Annotated in this window: 18 protein-coding genes; 7 read left to right on the top strand and 11 right to left on the bottom strand. The window is 47.8% G+C overall.

The window, feature by feature from the left end; all coding sequences use genetic code 11:
- Positions 1-248: 248 nt before the first annotated feature.
- From FCU94_RS04160 to rlmM, 4 genes are read left to right on the top strand one after another with little or no spacing between them, the layout of a single operon-like run.
- Positions 249-1,157, top strand: coding sequence for a transcriptional regulator GcvA (locus tag FCU94_RS04160; RefSeq protein WP_176287280.1), 909 nt, complete (start codon positions 249-251; stop codon positions 1,155-1,157).
- The gene (locus tag FCU94_RS04165) at positions 1,150-1,779 is read left to right on the top strand and encodes an alpha/beta fold hydrolase (protein ID WP_176287281.1); all 630 of its coding nucleotides are present in this window, start codon (positions 1,150-1,152) and stop codon (positions 1,777-1,779) included. The genes FCU94_RS04160 and FCU94_RS04165 overlap by 8 nt, the downstream gene beginning before the upstream one ends.
- Positions 1,766-2,167 (top strand): DUF423 domain-containing protein, encoded by a 402-nt coding sequence (locus FCU94_RS04170; protein WP_217906341.1) that lies wholly within the window; start codon positions 1,766-1,768, stop codon positions 2,165-2,167. The genes FCU94_RS04165 and FCU94_RS04170 overlap by 14 nt, the downstream gene beginning before the upstream one ends.
- Positions 2,164-3,255 (top strand): 23S rRNA (cytidine(2498)-2'-O)-methyltransferase RlmM, encoded by a 1,092-nt coding sequence (gene rlmM / locus FCU94_RS04175; protein ID WP_176287282.1) that lies wholly within the window; start codon positions 2,164-2,166, stop codon positions 3,253-3,255. The genes FCU94_RS04170 and rlmM overlap by 4 nt, the downstream gene beginning before the upstream one ends.
- 57 nt (positions 3,256-3,312) lie before the next feature.
- On the opposite strand, the gene xni is transcribed toward rlmM, so the two are convergent.
- From xni to queF, 5 genes are all read right to left on the bottom strand, one after another.
- Positions 3,313-4,089 carry a flap endonuclease Xni gene (gene xni / locus FCU94_RS04180; protein WP_176287283.1) on the bottom strand — a complete coding sequence of 259 codons (777 nt, stop codon included), beginning with the start codon at positions 4,087-4,089 and terminating at the stop codon, positions 3,313-3,315.
- Positions 4,090-4,149: 60 nt separating this feature from the next.
- Positions 4,150-5,514 carry a nucleotide 5'-monophosphate nucleosidase PpnN gene (gene ppnN / locus FCU94_RS04185; RefSeq protein ID WP_176287284.1) on the bottom strand — a complete coding sequence of 455 codons (1,365 nt, stop codon included), beginning with the start codon at positions 5,512-5,514 and terminating at the stop codon, positions 4,150-4,152.
- A 204-nt stretch (positions 5,515-5,718) separates the two neighbouring features.
- Complete coding sequence (locus FCU94_RS04190) at positions 5,719-7,284, bottom strand: GGDEF domain-containing protein (RefSeq protein ID WP_176287285.1); 1,566 nt, start codon at positions 7,282-7,284, stop codon at positions 5,719-5,721.
- Positions 7,285-7,383: 99 nt separating this feature from the next.
- Positions 7,384-9,654 carry a tetratricopeptide repeat protein gene (locus tag FCU94_RS04195; protein WP_176287286.1) on the bottom strand — a complete coding sequence of 757 codons (2,271 nt, stop codon included), beginning with the start codon at positions 9,652-9,654 and terminating at the stop codon, positions 7,384-7,386.
- Positions 9,655-9,666: 12 nt separating this feature from the next.
- Complete coding sequence (gene queF / locus FCU94_RS04200; RefSeq protein ID WP_176287287.1) at positions 9,667-10,512, bottom strand: NADPH-dependent 7-cyano-7-deazaguanine reductase QueF; 846 nt, start codon at positions 10,510-10,512, stop codon at positions 9,667-9,669.
- 82 nt (positions 10,513-10,594) lie between these two features.
- On the opposite strand from queF, the gene syd reads away from it, so the two are divergent.
- Together syd and FCU94_RS04210 are read left to right on the top strand one after the other, a co-directional pair.
- The gene (gene syd / locus FCU94_RS04205; protein ID WP_176287288.1) at positions 10,595-11,143 is read left to right on the top strand and encodes a SecY-interacting protein; all 549 of its coding nucleotides are present in this window, start codon (positions 10,595-10,597) and stop codon (positions 11,141-11,143) included.
- Positions 11,143-11,919: a Zn-ribbon-containing protein gene (locus tag FCU94_RS04210; protein ID WP_176287289.1), complete on the top strand. Its 777-nt coding sequence runs from the start codon at positions 11,143-11,145 to the stop codon at positions 11,917-11,919. Before syd ends, FCU94_RS04210 begins: the two co-directional genes overlap by 1 nt.
- Before the next feature lie 29 nt (positions 11,920-11,948).
- On the opposite strand, the gene FCU94_RS04215 is transcribed toward FCU94_RS04210, so the two are convergent.
- From FCU94_RS04215 to FCU94_RS04230, 4 genes are read right to left on the bottom strand one after another with little or no spacing between them, the layout of a single operon-like run.
- Complete coding sequence (locus FCU94_RS04215) at positions 11,949-12,128, bottom strand: DUF2897 family protein (RefSeq protein ID WP_176287290.1); 180 nt, start codon at positions 12,126-12,128, stop codon at positions 11,949-11,951.
- The gene (locus FCU94_RS04220) at positions 12,128-12,811 is read right to left on the bottom strand and encodes a M15 family metallopeptidase (protein WP_176287291.1); all 684 of its coding nucleotides are present in this window, start codon (positions 12,809-12,811) and stop codon (positions 12,128-12,130) included. The genes FCU94_RS04215 and FCU94_RS04220 overlap by 1 nt, the downstream gene beginning before the upstream one ends.
- 2 nt (positions 12,812-12,813) lie before the next feature.
- Positions 12,814-13,947, bottom strand: a complete 1,134-nt coding sequence (dapE, locus tag FCU94_RS04225; RefSeq protein WP_176287292.1) for a succinyl-diaminopimelate desuccinylase — start codon at positions 13,945-13,947, stop codon at positions 12,814-12,816.
- A 21-nt stretch (positions 13,948-13,968) separates the two neighbouring features.
- Positions 13,969-14,316: an ArsC family reductase gene (locus tag FCU94_RS04230; RefSeq protein ID WP_176287293.1), complete on the bottom strand. Its 348-nt coding sequence runs from the start codon at positions 14,314-14,316 to the stop codon at positions 13,969-13,971.
- 205 nt (positions 14,317-14,521) lie between these two features.
- Here FCU94_RS04230 and FCU94_RS04235 point away from each other — a divergent pair, with 205 nt between their 5' ends.
- Entirely contained in the window at positions 14,522-14,809 is a 288-nt protein-coding gene (locus FCU94_RS04235; protein WP_176287294.1) for a winged helix-turn-helix domain-containing protein, read from the top strand.
- A 52-nt stretch (positions 14,810-14,861) separates the two neighbouring features.
- Here the strand turns inward: FCU94_RS04235 and FCU94_RS04240 are convergent, their stop codons facing one another.
- Together FCU94_RS04240 and FCU94_RS04245 are read right to left on the bottom strand one after the other, a co-directional pair.
- Positions 14,862-15,212 carry a DUF4156 domain-containing protein gene (locus FCU94_RS04240; RefSeq protein WP_176287295.1) on the bottom strand — a complete coding sequence of 117 codons (351 nt, stop codon included), beginning with the start codon at positions 15,210-15,212 and terminating at the stop codon, positions 14,862-14,864.
- On the bottom strand, positions 15,196-15,540 hold the full coding sequence (locus FCU94_RS04245; protein ID WP_176287296.1) for a DUF2956 domain-containing protein: 345 nt from the start codon (positions 15,538-15,540) through the stop codon (positions 15,196-15,198). The genes FCU94_RS04240 and FCU94_RS04245 overlap by 17 nt, the downstream gene beginning before the upstream one ends.
- Positions 15,541-15,670: the final 130 nt, after the last annotated feature.

Genomic DNA, 15,670 nt, shown 5'->3' on the forward strand with positions numbered 1-15,670 from the left:
AGGTCAAAATAAATACAGGAAGTATATGTTTTGTTTCTGCATGAAACAAAACTGGTAGAAACCTACCGAACTCGAAATACGAGTTTGCAAACACAACATCGCAAAGAGTGGTCAATTGATTCAAAACAAATCAAGCCGTTCTGACTTCTCTTTGCGGGATGAAATATAGAATTTCTCTGGTCGTCAGGCAATGGACATTTTATAATGTTTCAGATAAAAAAAACTAATCCAATATGTAGAGGGCTACTATGTCCAGAAGATTGCCTCCGTTAAACTCTTTAAAAGTGTTTGAAGCCGCGGCGCGTCATTTGAGCTTTACTCGTGCAGCAGAAGAACTGTTTGTTACTCAGGCGGCCGTGAGTCACCAAATCAAAGCCCTAGAAGAGTTTCTTGGTTTGAAGTTGTTCCGTCGGCGCAATCGTTCCTTACTTCTGACCGAAGAGGGACAAAGCTACTTTCTTGATATCAAAGATATCTTCTCTTCCTTAGCAGAGGCGACTGATAAAGTTCTAGAACGTAGTGAAAAAGGTGCGTTAACTATCAGTTTACCACCTAGTTTTGCTATCCAGTGGTTGGTACCCCGTCTGGCAGATTTTAACCTGCAAGAGCCTGACATCGATGTGCGGATTAAAGCGGTCGATATGGATGAAGGCTCGCTGACCGATGATGTTGACGTGGCTATTTATTATGGCCGTGGCAATTGGCCAGGGCTGCGCGCCGACAAACTTTATCAAGAATTTTTAATCCCACTTTGTTCACCTTCATTACTTTTGGGTAACAAACCATTAGAAACTCTAAGTGATCTAAAGCAACACACGCTGCTGCATGATACCTCACGTAAAGACTGGAAGCAGTTTGCTAAGCAAAACGGTATTGAGGGCTTGAACGTGAATCACGGTCCGATTTTTAGCCATTCGACCATGGTGCTGCAAGCCGCTGCGCACGGTCAAGGAGTGGCACTTGGCAATAATGTCTTAGCGCAACCTGAGCTGGAAGCAGGACGTTTGATCGCGCCATTTGATCAAGTTTTGCTGTCGAAAAATGCGTTTTATGTGGTGTGTCATGAGAAGCAAGCGGATATGGGCCGGATTGCGACTTTCCGCGATTGGATGCTAGCCAAGGCGCAGAGTGAACAAGAGGAATTACTGGATGAGTGAGATTCGAATTGATGGTCAGACTCAAGACCCCGTTTTTATCTTCGCTCACGGCGCGGGAGCCGGGATGGAGCATGCGTTTATGCAAGCTGTGGCTGCTGGGCTGGCACAAAAGGGAGTTCAAGTGGTGCGCTTTAACTTTCCGTATATGGTAAAGCGTGCCCAAGACGGTAAGAAGCGACCGCCAGACAGAGCACCGAAATTGCTTGAGGCTTATACCGAGGTGATTGAGCAGTTTGCTCAACAAGGCCCGATTGTGATTGGCGGCAAGTCGATGGGAGGGCGTATGGCCAGTTTGCTCGCTGACCATCCCAATGTAGCGGGTGTGGCCTGTTTGGGTTTTCCATTCCACCCTCCGGGGAAGCCTGAAAACTATAAAGGTGACCATTTAGCTCAACTGTCTAAACCTTGCCTTATTTTGCAGGGAGAACGAGATACATTCGGTAAGCGTGAAGAGTTTGCTGAGTTTACGCTCTCCGAACAGGTGATCACGGCATTTTTGCCCGATGGAGACCATAGTTTTAAACCGCGTAAAGCGTCTGGTCATACGGAAGCAGGAAATATTGATCGAGTGATTGAACAGTTAGCGGCGTTTATTCTTGAGGTCTATCATGGTGCAAAGTAAAACCTTATTCGCCATCGGCGGTGCGTTGAGTGGAACAGGGGTTGCGCTCGGTGCTTTTGCCGCGCACGGTCTCAAACAGACGTTATCGCCTTATTTAATCGATGTGTTCAATACCGGGGTTTTGTATCAGATGCTGCATTCACTGGCGATTGTATTATGTGGCTTGTTAGTGCTAATAAAACTGCCAGCCAAGGCGCAAAAATATTTCGCCCTCGCGGCAATTTGCTTTATCATCGGCATCTTTTGTTTTAGCGGCAGCCTCTACGCCCTTGCATTGACTGGTATCAAATGGTTCGGACCAGTCACCCCACTGGGTGGTGTAACCTTTATGCTAGGTTGGGGGCTGTTTGTCTATGCAGCATTGCAAGTTAAAGAGGTGAAACAGTGAAACAGTTAATGCTCTACTGCCGCAGCGGCTTTGAAAAAGAGTGTGCCGGTGAAATTCAAGATCGTGCGACTCAACTCGAAGTGTTTGGTTTCCCTCGCCTCAAAAAGAACAGTGGCTTTGTGATTTTTGAATGCTATCAGGAGGGAGACGCTCAGAAACTGGTTAAGGATCTAGATTTTAAGTCGTTGATTTTTGCTCGTCAGATGTTTGCTGTCGCGACGGAAATTGACGATCTGCCTCGCGAAGACCGTATCTCGCCTATTCTTGAGCAGTTATCGCAAGTAGAAGCAATGCCACGCTGTGGTGACTTACGTATTGAAACGCCAGACACCAACGAAGCGAAAGAGTTGCTCAAGTTTTGCCGTAAGTTCACCGTACCTATGCGTCCGGCGCTGCGCGGTAAAGGTCTTTTGTTTGCTAAAGATAGCCCTAACAAGCCCGTCCTGCATATCTGTTTTGTCGAGCCTGGCCACTGTTTTATCGGCTACTCGTTGACTAGCAATAACTCACAGTTCTTTATGGGCATTCCTCGCCTTAAGTTCCCTGCAGATGCGCCGAGTCGCTCGACTTTGAAACTGGAAGAAGCGTTTCATGTTTTCATCCCGCGTGAAGAGTGGGATGAGCGATTAGCTGCTGGGATGTGGGGCGTCGATTTGGGGGCGTGTCCAGGTGGTTGGACTTATCAGTTGGTGAAGCGCTCGATGTTTGTCCACTCTGTGGACAATGGCCTAATGGCAGATAGCCTAATGGATACGGGCCAAGTAAAGCACCACCAAGAAGATGGCTTTAAGTTTGAGCCAGCGCGTAAAAACGTCACTTGGTTGGTGTGTGACATGATTGAAAAGCCTTCGCGCGTCGCGCAATTGATGGGAGAGTGGATCATCAGCGGTTGGGCAAAAGAGGCTATCTTCAACCTTAAGCTGCCGATGAAAGGTCGCTATGATGAGGTGTTGGAAGATATCGAGAATTTAAAAATCTTTCTGCGTGAACATGATGTGAAGTTCAAACTGCAAGCCAAACACCTGTACCACGACCGTGAAGAGATCACCGTACACATCCAGTGTCTTTCAAATATCTCGCCTAGATAGCGTCGATAAGTAATCTGTGTGGATAGTAAAAGGGTGACCGATAGCGTCACCCTTTTTTCATTTATTTGGACCAGTAAAACGAATATCTTGCAGGTTAAAGCCGAGTGCGATATCGGTTTTGAGTGCGGCTATCTGTTTGCATCGCCGTGCTGAATCGATATGCTCGTCGAGCTTTTTTCGATACTTTGGTGCCAGTTCGTCACTGGCGAAGGCTTGCTCAATATCTTCAAATTGAGTGAGTATTTCTTTAGCTGCTTTGGGGCCGATGCCCGGTACTCCTGGGACTTGACTAGAACTCACACCGGTCAGCCCCCAATAATCCGCCAGTTGGTTCGGTTTAACCCCAAACTCTTTCGCGATAAACGGCTCATCGAGCCAGCGATGCTGAAAGTAGTCGCGGATCTGCAAGGTAGGCGACAAGAGTTGGCAATAGCCTTTGTCGGTTGAAACAATGGTGACTTTTTCATTGTGGTGGGCAACTTTCATCGCCAGTGTCGCCACTAAATCGTCTGCCTCATCTCCATCAGACAGTAGTGAGTCGATACCCATTGCCCACCAGGCATCTTGAATAGCGTCAAGGCCATTCAACAAAGGTTCGGGCATGGGCTTACGATTTTGCTTGTATTCAGGCAGGATCTCGGCTCGCCAGCCTCTTTCCTGTAAATGATGGTCAAACACGGCGATGATATGAGTCGGCTGTGCTTCATCGATAATTCGGTGTAAGGTGCGCGAAGTGGTGGTGATAGTGCGGTCTATCTCTGTTGGGTCGGGTTGCGCAGAGTGAACTCGGCGAATCAGATTTAACGCGTCAATAATGACCAAGTGAATCGACATAACAAGCAAAAAAATAAGGGCATCAAGCCCTTATTGTATCGAATGCACCGTATTTTATCACTAGTTGTCCGTTTTGATTTGGTAGCAAGGTTCGTAAGCGCTACCGCCAGGCAGCTTCATACGGTCTTGGGCCACAAAGTCTTTGAGCAGTTTATCCATTTTGGCCATCAAACTGCGGTCTCCATCAAGTTGGTAAGGGCCATGCTGTTCAATCTCACTAATCCCTTCAGACTTAACATTCCCGGCAACGATACCCGAGAAGGCGCGACGTAGTGCAGCGGCCAGTGCTTCGGGTGGTTGGTCTAAATGTAGATCTAGGCTGGCCATATTGGCATGAGTAGGCTCAAACGGCATTTGGAACTCAGGTTCAATATTGAGTGACCAGCTAAAACTGTATGCATCACCATTGTCTTTGCGGTGCTGACGAACATCAACCATGCCTTGTTTCATGATTTGAGCGACTTTGGCGGGATCGTCGATGACTATCTGGTAATGTTTTTGTGCCTGCTCACCGAGTGTGTCTGCGACAAAGCGATCAATTGAACGGAAGTACGCTTCGCTCTCTTTGGGGCCTGTCAGCACTATCTGCAGCGGCTGATCTTTGTTATCGGGGTGCATCATAATTCCGAGAATATACAGTAATTCTTCGGCAGTCCCCGCCCCGCCTGGGAAAATGACGATGCCATGAGCCATACGCACGAAAGCTTCGAGACGTTTTTCGATGTCTGGCATGATCACCAGTTCGTTGACAATTGGGTTCGGTGGCTCAGCGGCTATGATCGACGGCTCTGTCAGACCGAGGTAGCGTTGCTCATAATAGCGCTGCTTGGCGTGGCCAATGGCAGCGCCTTTCATCGGTCCTTCCATTGCACCAGGCCCACATCCGGTACAGATGTTCATTTCACGCAGGCCAAGCTCGTTACCTACCTCCCTGGTGTATTGGTATTCAGTGGCATTAATTGAGTGACCACCCCAACAAACGACTAAGTTGGGCTCTATGCCAGGGGTGAGAGCGCCAGCATTGCGCAAAATGCCGAATACTAAGTTAGTGATATGCGCAGGATTGGTTAAGTTGAGACGCTGATTGTCAGCGAGGTGCATATTGACGTAAACGATGTCACGTAATACGGAGAACAGATGCTCTTGAATGCCTTTGATGATTTCGCCATCGACAAAGGCGTGGTCTGGCGCATTGATCAGTTCAAGCTTAATTCCACGCTCTCGACGCATCACGTTGACGTCGAAGTCTTGATATTTATCGAGTAATTCTTTGGAGTTGTCGGTATGTGCCCCAGAATTGAGGACGGCGAGGGTACAGTTACGGTAAAGCTGGTACAGGTCGCTGGTTGCGGTTTTCTTAAGACGCTCAACTTCAAGTTGAGAAAGTAAGTCCATACTACCGGCAGGACTGATATGAGTGATCATGAAGACCTCCTAGGCGATGCACCTTAGCGTGATTCATCGCTGTTATTATTATCGTTATACGTCGCTCTAAGCTGTTTGTTTTCGAGTTAACATAACTAAAGTCTAGCAGTTGTTGCTATATAATAAAGTTAACTGATTGATATATATAGATCAATAAGCATTGTCTAACAGTATATAGGAGGAGAGAACAGGGGGTATGCGTTATTAGCGCCAAACCAGTTGACTGTTTCCGAGTGCTTTGGCTTCGTTGAGGCAAAGGTTAAGTCGCTCGAGTATCTCTTCTGGCGTATCGGAGTCTTTGAAGGCGGTACTGGCTGCGGATAAAGTGATGCTCAGGTGGCGGTCTCGGAACTTAAATGGCAATTTAGCAACCTGTTTCTGAATAGTCTGGATCACATTGAACGCGTCGTTGTCACTGATTTCTGGAAGCAAAAGGATAAATTCTTCACCAGAGAAGCGAGCGACAGTATCGGTTTCCTGTAGCTCTTTCTTGATCGTGCGAGCGATGATTTTCAACGCTTTGTCACCTGCGGTATAGCCAAAGCTATCATTGATCGATTTGAATCCATCAATATCCAAAATGACCACTCGAAGCGTGTGTTGGGCACGAATCCAACGGCGGTATTCCAGTTCGAGACGGTCTCCAAATGCCGCGCGGTTGTACACCTTAGTCAATGGATCGAGCAGCATCCGCTGGGCTTGATCTTCCAAACGGCGTCGATAGTCTTGCGTCACTTCATACAGCGCCTCAAGCTGGCTTTTACCATAGCTCATGCGATCGAGCAGCGCTTGCTCACGTTGTTCGGCATGCTTTAAGCGCTCAGACAGCGAACTTATTTGCTCAAGAAGAGGGTTGACCTGAACTTTCAACTCATCCAACGAGCTGGCTGTCGAGACTTTGGTTTGCGTCGTATCAAGGAGTTCGACCAACTCGCCGTTCATCTCTTGGCGATGTTGGAAGTAGTTGTGTGATTGCTGTACGTTCTGTGCTGAGCTCTTTAGAGAAGAGGAAAGGCTTGCATTAACTTGTTCAAGGAACTGCTCTGAGGTTTTTCGTTCGTAGTTAGTGCCATCAATGACCAGTTTCAAGGTTTGTAAGGTCAGTTCGAGTAGAACATGGCTATTCACGCCGATTAACAGCTTAGCGCGAATATCGGCCAATAACTCACCTGACTCGCCTTCGAAGTCGAGTTCAGTAATTAAGTGTTGCAGTTCATCAGACAGTCTAAGCAGCAGCTCTCGATCTGAGCTATTGGCGATTTGATTAATCGTGTGTTCAGGGTTGGAAGTGATAATTTTGACAGAACGTTCATAAAGACTCAGTAAGCGCATTGCCTGTTCGGCTTTCGGATGTTTTAAGCCGTTCGAATAGCTCAGTAAATCTCGTAGATCGCGCTTGATTTTGGCGGGCAACCCCGTCAGTCGTAACAAGGTCTCGCCGCTGTGTTTGATTTGCGAGTCAAGGTGTTCTGTCTGTTTATCCATAGCCAAGCCTTGTTGTTTAAGCAAACGTTCCAATACCGCTAGTTTTGGTATCAGAGTACTGACGTCTTGTTGCTGCTCGATAGCTTGTTTTAGTTCGATTAACCCTGCGTTTAAACGTGGGTTTTCGCTTTTATAGGCGCTACTTAGCGACGCAATAATGCGCTGTAGGACCTTCTGTTCTCTATTAAATTTGAACGAGGTGTCCCGCTGTGTCAATCGAACTTGTTCCAATTGAGATTTCAGCTTGTGAAGCTGTGACTGAAGATCTTGCTCAAGAACGCCCATGAATAAACTTAAGGAGGAATCTACTGCTACTTAGTAATCTGTCGATAATATCAAATAAATCGAGGCCGTCACGAGTTTGTGAGTTCGATTGTCGAGCTTTTACTCATCTTTTAATAGTTTTTTGATGCTGTCCTCATTCTTGAAAGAAGAGTGGACTTTGATCAAGCCCTGATTAATCGAGTGTTTACACGCTTTGCGGATATTTCCCGTTGCTAAACTCGCGGCTGGAGCATTCTCAATCGCGCGTAAATAGACCCATTGGCTCGAATGTTCTTTCATGCTCAATGTGCGCGCGGTGCTGGTTGACATCAGGAGTACATCAATGAGCTCCTTATCATTCACCGCGGTATAGGCGCGTGGTAAAAATGGATAATCCGCCATGCCGATACGAATAATGCGATTGATTCGGCGCTCTGGCTCGAACTCCATAATCCATTGTTGGATCTTTTCGAACAACTGCTCTGGTTGCGTGTTCTGCTCACTATTGGGTTCAATATAGAGTAAGTTGGCATCAGAGAAGTGATAAATACGTGCTGGGTGCTGAACACGTTGTTTGAGAAAATCGCCAAACGCTCGCTCAAGCTTTAGCCCTTCCTGGTAACCGTGTTGAAGATACATGTTGCGTAAGAACGGCACATCGATCATCACGAACCGTAATCGATCGTTGAGTGGCTCGTGAATAAGTTCACCTACATGCCACTTCTCAAATTTATGGTTACTCTCCTCGAGGGAGGCGGGCAAGCGGGCGTTTAACATACGCAAGTTCTTCAATCCCGAACGAGAATGGGTGTAGAGATCTTCATTCAGCGCATCTAACTCTTCGTTTTGTATGCCGATCACATGCCCTCTGCGCAGCAAGAACAGAAAAAGAATCGCACACAGAATAAATAGTGTCAGAGTAATGTTCTGAAATTTTCGGTAGTCGGTTTGGGTCTGCTCGAGCTCTTGCTTCTGGCTGTTTAAGTGCAGTGTCTGCTCGACAAACTCTTTTTGCTGACGGAAGGCATCCTCACTGAGCAGGTCTGTTTCTTGTTGTTCAATGGCCGCCAGTGAGTTGTACTGTTTTAAACTCTCCAAAGCCAGTTGGTATTGGTTGTCCATTTCATAGCCCAAGTAGAGCATCTGATAAGCGTGTTTTTCGACATTCACGTCTTGCTCGGTTTGCGCTATTTTCAATGCTTGTTTGGCGGCTTCAATCGCCTGTTTTGGGTGGCTTTGATAGCGCAATAGCCCCGCTTCAAGTAGCAGAGCGTAGGATTTTAACCGCGGAATATCTACGTATTGGAGCAGTTCTTGCGCGCGTTCTAAGTACTGCTCTGCCAGCGGATAGTTGACCAGTTTAAGGTAGGTGGAGGCTAAGGCGATGTGTAAATCGATCACATTTTCGATGCTGTTGTGCAGCCTATCGTGGTCCATCGCGTTGAAGTAGTGAACCAAAGCTAAGTTGTACTTACCTTGGTGGTAGTAGATGTCTCCCATGCTTTTTAGAATAGGAGGCAGTGCCGGTGAGCCTTGATAATTGTCGTAGTAATCGGCGGCTTGTGAATAGTGGTTGTTGGCTTTATCGAGGACTTTACGTTCAAAAAACAGCTGTCCAAGTAAACGGTTTACCTCGGCAAGTTGATTGGCAGAATCTTTTTCTATCGCTTTCCAATAACTGATCAACAGCTCGGATAGAGCACGATTATACTGTTTATTGGCCAGTAAATGCTGCCCGACCGTGGTGTGATAGTCGATGTATATTGAGGTCGAGTCAGTACTATCGACATACTCTTTAGCTTGCTCATAGAGTTGGTCTGCACTGCTCAGTTTGCCCTCGCGCGAGGCGATCTGCGCTTGAAACATGAGAATGCGATAGTTGAGGCCGCGCGCCAGTTGCTGAGGGTTATCTATGCTCGCAAAGCGCTGTTCCAACTGACTGATCTTGGCTCGGGCTTTGGCATGGTCTTGGTCAATCAACCAAACCAGCTCTGTCTCTTCCAAAGCGACGCTAATCAGCAGGTATGGAAGCCTGTAGCGCTCTGCAATACTGCGTGCTTCACGCAAGTGCATAAGTGCTTGTGGAGAGTTGCCCAAGTTGAATTCGGCTTGAGCAAGTATACGTAGAGCGTCTATGGTGCTGCCGGGAGTGCGAATCCGGCTATCTGCTTCATCTCGAGACATCGCTGACGGGCTTTGCTCGGTGTTGTCAGACAAGGTTCGCTGTTCAAGGTAGTTGTTGATCAACTGTTTGGCTTGATGGGGAACCACATCGACCAAGCTATTTGCTTCACTTAAACTCGCAGAAGCATAAATAGTATTGGCCATTAAGGGCCAAGCGAGCAACAACAGCCAAGCACATGTCCATCGTTTCCAGCATAGATACACCATAAACCGCTTTCCTTATTGTCGTGCCATACGTTGGTTATGGTTTGGCTGGCGTTGGATATTTGAGCGGTATGGGTTGATGTCCAGACCTCCGCGTCGGGTATAACGAGCGTAGACCGTCAGTGATTGAGGCTGACAGAACGCCATCAGATCGGTAAAGATTCGCTCCACGCATTGTTCGTGAAACTCATTGTGCTCACGGAACGAGACCAAATAGCGCAGCAAAGCTTCACGATCGATTTGGTGACCGGTGTAATGAATCTCAACACTACCCCAATCAGGCTGGTTAGTGATTAAGCAGTTTGATTTCAATAGATGGCTATGCAAGCTTTCCGTCACGAGCTTGCCTTTGGCTGCGCCAGACAATAGACGGCGGTCGAAATCGTAATCAGTGATCTCGATATCCTGATGATCGATACACTCACCGTCCATCGTTACGATGACAGTATCAGTGTAATCTTCAACGCTACGTAACGTCACGTTGACGTTTTCGCCTGCACAGGCTGAAAGGTCTTGAATTAATGTTTGTTCAACATGCTCCCAGCTAGCAAAGCGAGTTTGGTTAAAGCTGTTTAAGTAGAGCTTGAACGATTTAGATTCGATAAGATTCGTGCTGGTCGCCGGAATAGAGACTTCGCCGATCGCCACTTGCGGTAGCCCTTTTTCGTTAAGCCAAGAGAGCTCATATAAGGTCCAAATATCACAACCGCTGAAGGGCAACACGTCGCCGAGTTCAAGGTCGTCTCGATTAAGGCTGCGTGGTACCGGTTGTAGCAAGCTCGGATCATATTGGTTGGCGTATTCAGTTTTCTGGCCTAGGGTGAGCCCAGCCAGCTCTTTCGCATCAGAATATTTGCTCATACTTTTATTCATTTTCTATTAGAATGGCGAGAATTTTACGCAATCCTGCGGTCAAAAGCGAATATTCATATTGGAGAATCTAATGACTGATAATGCCTTACAAGCGTTGCGATCATTCAGTGAAAAATACCGTCAAGCACACTTAGATGCTTTAGGACACCTACCCAAAAGCACAGAGCTGGTCGACATGGTCTCTCCATGTGTAGAACGAAAAACCGAGCAACACGTCGAGTGGCAGGCGTGCCCACGTGAAGTGGCCGCAGATTTCACCAATGTAGAAAACGGTATTGAGCTGAGGCTGCATGACGACATCAAAACGTTTTACGGTGTGCAGTACAGCGCGGATATGGAAGCGACATGGCAGGGGAACCCGTTAACTCTGTTGCAAGTATGGAGTGATGAAGATTTCCTGCGCTTGCAAGAAAACATCTTGGGTCATTTGGTGACTCAGCGCCGTTTAAAGCTTAAGCCAACGGTGTTTATCGCCGCTACGGATAGCGAGCTGGATGTCATTTCAATCTGCAACTTAAGTGGCAACGTGATTCTTGAGCGTCTTGGTACCGACAAGCGTGATGTCCTTGCCCAAGACTTGGCCGAGTTTTTAACTCAAATAGACGCAGTGGTTGAGTGATGTACGTTGTTGAGTTGCAGTTTGAGTGTTTTGATAACACGACAGTTTCAGCGGTCGATAAGGCCATTAACGGTTTGATGGATGCTTTGCGTTATAACGGCCAAGTGCTAGGGCGTGAATTTCCTATCGTGATGGGCGAGGGGGAGTTTTTTGTTCGGGTGGTTTGCCCAGAGCAGGACAGTTTGCACCCCAACTATCACTCTGACTTTGTCAACGTGTGCTTGAATCGCCTAGCGAACGCGAGTTTATTGACACCAAAAATGCGCCTGCTCGGTCGTGATCTCAACTCCGAACAAGCCGCGGAAGAGGAGGCGCCGAGTTGGCAGGTGCTTTACACCACCTATGTGCATACCTGTTCCCCCCTGCGTAGCGGCGACACCTTATTACCGATCCCGCTGTATCGTAATCAAGCGACCTTAAATGGTGATCACAAAGCCGTTATTAAATGGCAAACCGAGTGGCAAGCGTGTGATGAGATACAGATGGCGGGAGGGTGCCGGGCCGAGCATGCGGCGCTGCATGAGATTTGTGATACCGACAGTGTGTTATTCAAACGTGGCTGGGACTTGCGAGGCCGGATTGAGTACCTGACTAAGATTCCGACCTATTATTATCAATACCGAGTTGGAGGTCAGAGCCTCGCTGCAGAGAAAGCGCGTAAATGTCCTAAGTGTGGTGGCGAGTGGTTGGTTGAGCAGCCTCTGCATGATATTTTCCATTTTAAGTGCGACGAGTGTCGGCTTGTCTCCAATATTTCTTGGGATCACCTCAAGTAATCAAGTTTGATCCAATGTTAAAGACCCGCTTAGTGCGGGTCTTTATCTTGTTCACTCTCTTCCTCTTTGTCACTTTTAGGCGTGGAGTCTGATTTTTTGTTCATCTGGCCAAATTTCATATTGGCGTTGTACTTGAGCGCCGCGATGTTGCCGATGACAACGCTCAGCACAACGAAGCTAATGACCCATGGGTTTGTCAGCAGTTCCATCACAGTCCTTGTTGAGAGATGTTACTAATAAACTGATTGTAGATCTTTTCCAGTAGGACGAACACTGTTTGCTTAGCCAAAATGGGCGCCGACATCAGTTGTTGCTCCAACATGGCGATGTTTAGCTGCTGTAAACAGTCATAGGCGCTAGCGCTATGGCTGACGTGCCAAGGTTCGACCGCGACGCCGCCCAAATCACGAGCGTAGGGAAAGAAGAATCCATACTCATGCAAATGATCTTTCAACCACAAATAGAAGTTGTGTTGATGACCGGAAAGGTACTCCCATGGCTCGAGTAGAAGCTGCGTGCCTTGCGGTAGGCTAGTGCGGTCAAAGATATCGAAGTCTGTGCCCCAATGATGGCGGCTTGCGCCGGGCAGTGCAGACCAGCGCAGCACGGCCAAAACCAGCTGCTCTTGGCTAAGTGAGTGAATATCGAGAGGCTGGCTATTACTGTCGAGCACGGCACTTCGCCCCGAAAGTTTGTTGTTCCAAATCAGCCGTTGACGTTCAAAGTCACGAAAGCCGCTCGCGATGTGCAAGTCAAACCCCGCGTGCGCTGCCGCCTGCTTGAGCGCCAATAGATCTTGGCTCACTTGAGGGTGAACCAAGAAGCTTTTTTGCCCGACCACTGTCTCGATTAAGTGGTCGGTACTTTGCCCGGTCAGTTGCTCTGGCGTCATGGTTATGCGAGTAAGTTTTCCAATGTTTTTTGATACATCTTGGTGAGCTTCTCTAAATCTGCCACACAGACGCATTCGTTGACTTTATGAATCGTCGCGTTCACCGGTCCCAGTTCGACGACTTGCCCGCCCATTCGAGCAATAAAGCGACCATCTGAGGTGCCGCCAGTGGTGAGCAGTGCAGGCTTGGTTTGGTTCACACTATCAACAGCGTCGACCACGGCGTCTAGCAGCGCTCCGGTATCGGTTAAGAATGGGTCGCCGTTAAATGTCCACTTGAGCTGGTAATCCAAGTCGTGCTTATCCAGTGTTTCGGTCACACGTTGGACAATCGCATCGTTGTTGAGCTCGGTGCTAAAGCGAAGATTGAACTGAACGTTGAACTCCCCCGGGATCACATTCGATGCCCCTGTCCCTGCGTGAACATTTGGGATTTGGAAGCTGGTGGGCGGAAAGTAATCGTTACCTTGGTCCCATTCGGTTGTAGCTAACTCATGGATAGCCAGCAAAGATTGATGCACAGGGTTGCGTGCCAAATGCGGATAAGCCACGTGGCCCTGCACGCCCTTGACCGTTAGGTCGCCGGTAATTGAACCGCGGCGACCGTTTTTCACCACATCGCCGACGATTTCAGTACTGGATGGTTCGCCAACGATGCACATGTCGATGTTTTCACCGCGAGCCATCAATGTTTCCACCACACGCACGGTACCATTGATGAAGGGGCCTTCTTCATCTGAGGTGATCAAGAAACCGATTGAACCTTTGTGGTCGGGGTGCGCTGCGATGAACTGCTCTACCGCTACCACCATACTTGCGAGTGAGCCTTTCATATCGGCTGCGCCGCGGCCATACAGTAAGCCATCTTTAATGGTCGGTTCGAATGGTGCAGTATGCCAATGGTCGAGATTGCCCGCCGGAACCACATCAGTGTGACCAGCAAACGCAAACAGCGGCGATTGTGTACCGCGGCGGGCCCAAAAGTTGGTGGTGTCCTCAAACACCATGATTTCGATGTTGAAACCAAGCGCTTTGAGGCGGTCTATCATCACCTCTTGGCAGCCAGCATCTTCAGGTGTGACCGATTGGCGGCTAATTAAATCTTTTGCGAGAGCCAGAGTAGGGCTGTCTGTCATCCTTGAAATCCTTACAAAATACTATGAAAAAATAGCGGCGTACTGGTCCGCTTTAAAACCAATGTAGTAGTCATTACCGATGACCAAAATCGGGCGCTTGATCATCGCAGGTTGCTCAATCAGCAGTGTAATGGCATTGGCTTCATTGAGCGTCTCTTTTTGCTCTTGAGTCAATTGACGATAAGTGGTGCCACGTTTATTGAGTACGTTCTCCCAACCAAGCTGCTGACAGAAAGTCTCGACCAAGGCGGAGTCGATGCCTTGTTTACGGTAATCGTGAAAGTGGTACTCCACTCCCTCTGCTTCGAGCCACTTTTTGGCTTTTTTAATCGTGTCGCAATTGGGAATGCCGTACAGGGTGATTGTCATAATGAAACCTTTGAAAGTGACTTTTATATCGTTGTTTGTCGCATCCTAGCAGGAAGTGTTCGGCGAGACAAAAGTGTGATAGATATATTTTATTGGCTAAAAAAAATCATTTCCCATGGTGAGCGATCGTAGAGTTTTTGATCGAACGCAACACATGACAGTGCAAAACAGAAATAATGACTCTAGAAATTTATAGGAGGTATCAATGGAATTGAGTCCTGTTTTTGCGAGGCGCTTATATCTTGCCCTGCTGGTAGAAAACTTAGACAGGCCAAATGTGCCTAAACTCATCGAGCAAACAGGTTGGCCACGTCGTACTATTCAAGACGTTATCAAAGCCTTGCCCGGTATTGGCATTGAGTTGATGTTCGTGCAAGACGGACGTCGTCACAATGACGGTTATTATCAGTTGTCGGACTGGGGACCGTTTGACAGCCAATGGGTAATAGAGAGACAGTCCGATATTGCGGCTAGCTTAGGCTTTCAGGCATAAAGGGAATCTAGACAAAAAACCTAGCGAACATTCGCTAGGTTTTTTTGTGTTGTCACTCAGGGGGAGGGCAAGAGTAGGCGCTGCCCATTAGCGTGAATGAGGTGACAAAGTTTTGTGAATGGTTGACCGAAACCGTGTTAGCTCCCAAGTTATGAGCGCGATTCTTGATGTCGTTCAACGCGCCTTGTACCAAAGAGTCATTAGGGAAAAACAGGTAGCTATACCAATGGCCTTCACTCCCCGTCACTTCACCCAGCCATTGACATTGTTCAGGATTAAACTGGCTGTCCATTCTCAAGTGAACCTGATCTGCCGCTGGCTCTAACAGGGTGTCAGGCGTGACACATCCTACGAGTGCGCCGCTGATGGTCAGCACCAGTAGCGATTTAATTTTGACTGACATAGACCAAAAATCCTATCCAACTAACGATGAGCAGTATCCAAGCAAGCCGTCCATCATTCTGCTTTTGTTCCGTCACTGTGCTTGACTGTGTGGGTGACACTTCAGCCGCAGGTGAGGACGCTTGTTTGGCTTTGTGAGCTTTTTTCTTGGCTTTATTGGCTTGCCGTGCGCGCTCTTTTTGTTGCTTTTTATATTGTGCGATGCCTTTTTCAATCCCTTGGGCGATCAAGCGCGTTTGTTCTTTGGTTTGTCCAGGTTTTTGGGTCGCCTTGGCAATTTTAAACGCCTCTTGTTGAGTCTCAACAGAGGGGACGGTTTTGTGCTTCATTGAGATACGCCTTGCTGATTCATTTAAGCCATATCCTAACACGATATCGCGATGAAGCATGAAGATTGATGCTAGTGAACACGGTGTCATGATTGCTGCTTTGACCTAATGTATCTAGCCTTATCCCTTT

The sequence above is a fragment of the Vibrio sp. JPW-9-11-11 genome, from assembly GCF_013369335.1.
Lineage (GTDB): Bacteria > Pseudomonadota > Gammaproteobacteria > Enterobacterales > Vibrionaceae > Vibrio.

Bases quoted from the DNA above. Each gene is read 5' to 3' on its own strand.
- FCU94_RS04160 (WP_176287280.1), top strand. From the start codon at position 249: ATGTCCAGAAGATTGCCTCCGTTAAACTCTTTAAAAGTGTTTGAAGCC.
- FCU94_RS04165 (WP_176287281.1), top strand. From the start codon at position 1,150: ATGAGTGAGATTCGAATTGATGGTCAGACTCAAGACCCCGTTTTTATC.
- FCU94_RS04170 (WP_217906341.1), top strand. From the start codon at position 1,766: ATGGTGCAAAGTAAAACCTTATTCGCCATCGGCGGTGCGTTGAGTGGA.
- xni (WP_176287283.1), bottom strand. From the start codon at position 4,089: ATGTCGATTCACTTGGTCATTATTGACGCGTTAAATCTGATTCGCCGA.
- ppnN (WP_176287284.1), bottom strand. From the start codon at position 5,514: ATGATCACTCATATCAGTCCTGCCGGTAGTATGGACTTACTTTCTCAA.
- FCU94_RS04190 (WP_176287285.1), bottom strand. From the start codon at position 7,284: ATGGGCGTTCTTGAGCAAGATCTTCAGTCACAGCTTCACAAGCTGAAA.
- FCU94_RS04195 (WP_176287286.1), bottom strand. From the start codon at position 9,654: ATGGTGTATCTATGCTGGAAACGATGGACATGTGCTTGGCTGTTGTTG.
- queF (WP_176287287.1), bottom strand. From the start codon at position 10,512: ATGAGCAAATATTCTGATGCGAAAGAGCTGGCTGGGCTCACCCTAGGC.
- syd (WP_176287288.1), top strand. From the start codon at position 10,595: ATGACTGATAATGCCTTACAAGCGTTGCGATCATTCAGTGAAAAATAC.
- FCU94_RS04210 (WP_176287289.1), top strand. From the start codon at position 11,143: ATGTACGTTGTTGAGTTGCAGTTTGAGTGTTTTGATAACACGACAGTT.
- FCU94_RS04215 (WP_176287290.1), bottom strand. From the start codon at position 12,128: ATGGAACTGCTGACAAACCCATGGGTCATTAGCTTCGTTGTGCTGAGC.
- FCU94_RS04220 (WP_176287291.1), bottom strand. From the start codon at position 12,811: ATGACGCCAGAGCAACTGACCGGGCAAAGTACCGACCACTTAATCGAG.
- dapE (WP_176287292.1), bottom strand. From the start codon at position 13,947: ATGACAGACAGCCCTACTCTGGCTCTCGCAAAAGATTTAATTAGCCGC.
- FCU94_RS04230 (WP_176287293.1), bottom strand. From the start codon at position 14,316: ATGACAATCACCCTGTACGGCATTCCCAATTGCGACACGATTAAAAAA.
- FCU94_RS04235 (WP_176287294.1), top strand. From the start codon at position 14,522: ATGGAATTGAGTCCTGTTTTTGCGAGGCGCTTATATCTTGCCCTGCTG.
- FCU94_RS04240 (WP_176287295.1), bottom strand. From the start codon at position 15,212: ATGTCAGTCAAAATTAAATCGCTACTGGTGCTGACCATCAGCGGCGCA.
- FCU94_RS04245 (WP_176287296.1), bottom strand. From the start codon at position 15,540: ATGAAGCACAAAACCGTCCCCTCTGTTGAGACTCAACAAGAGGCGTTT.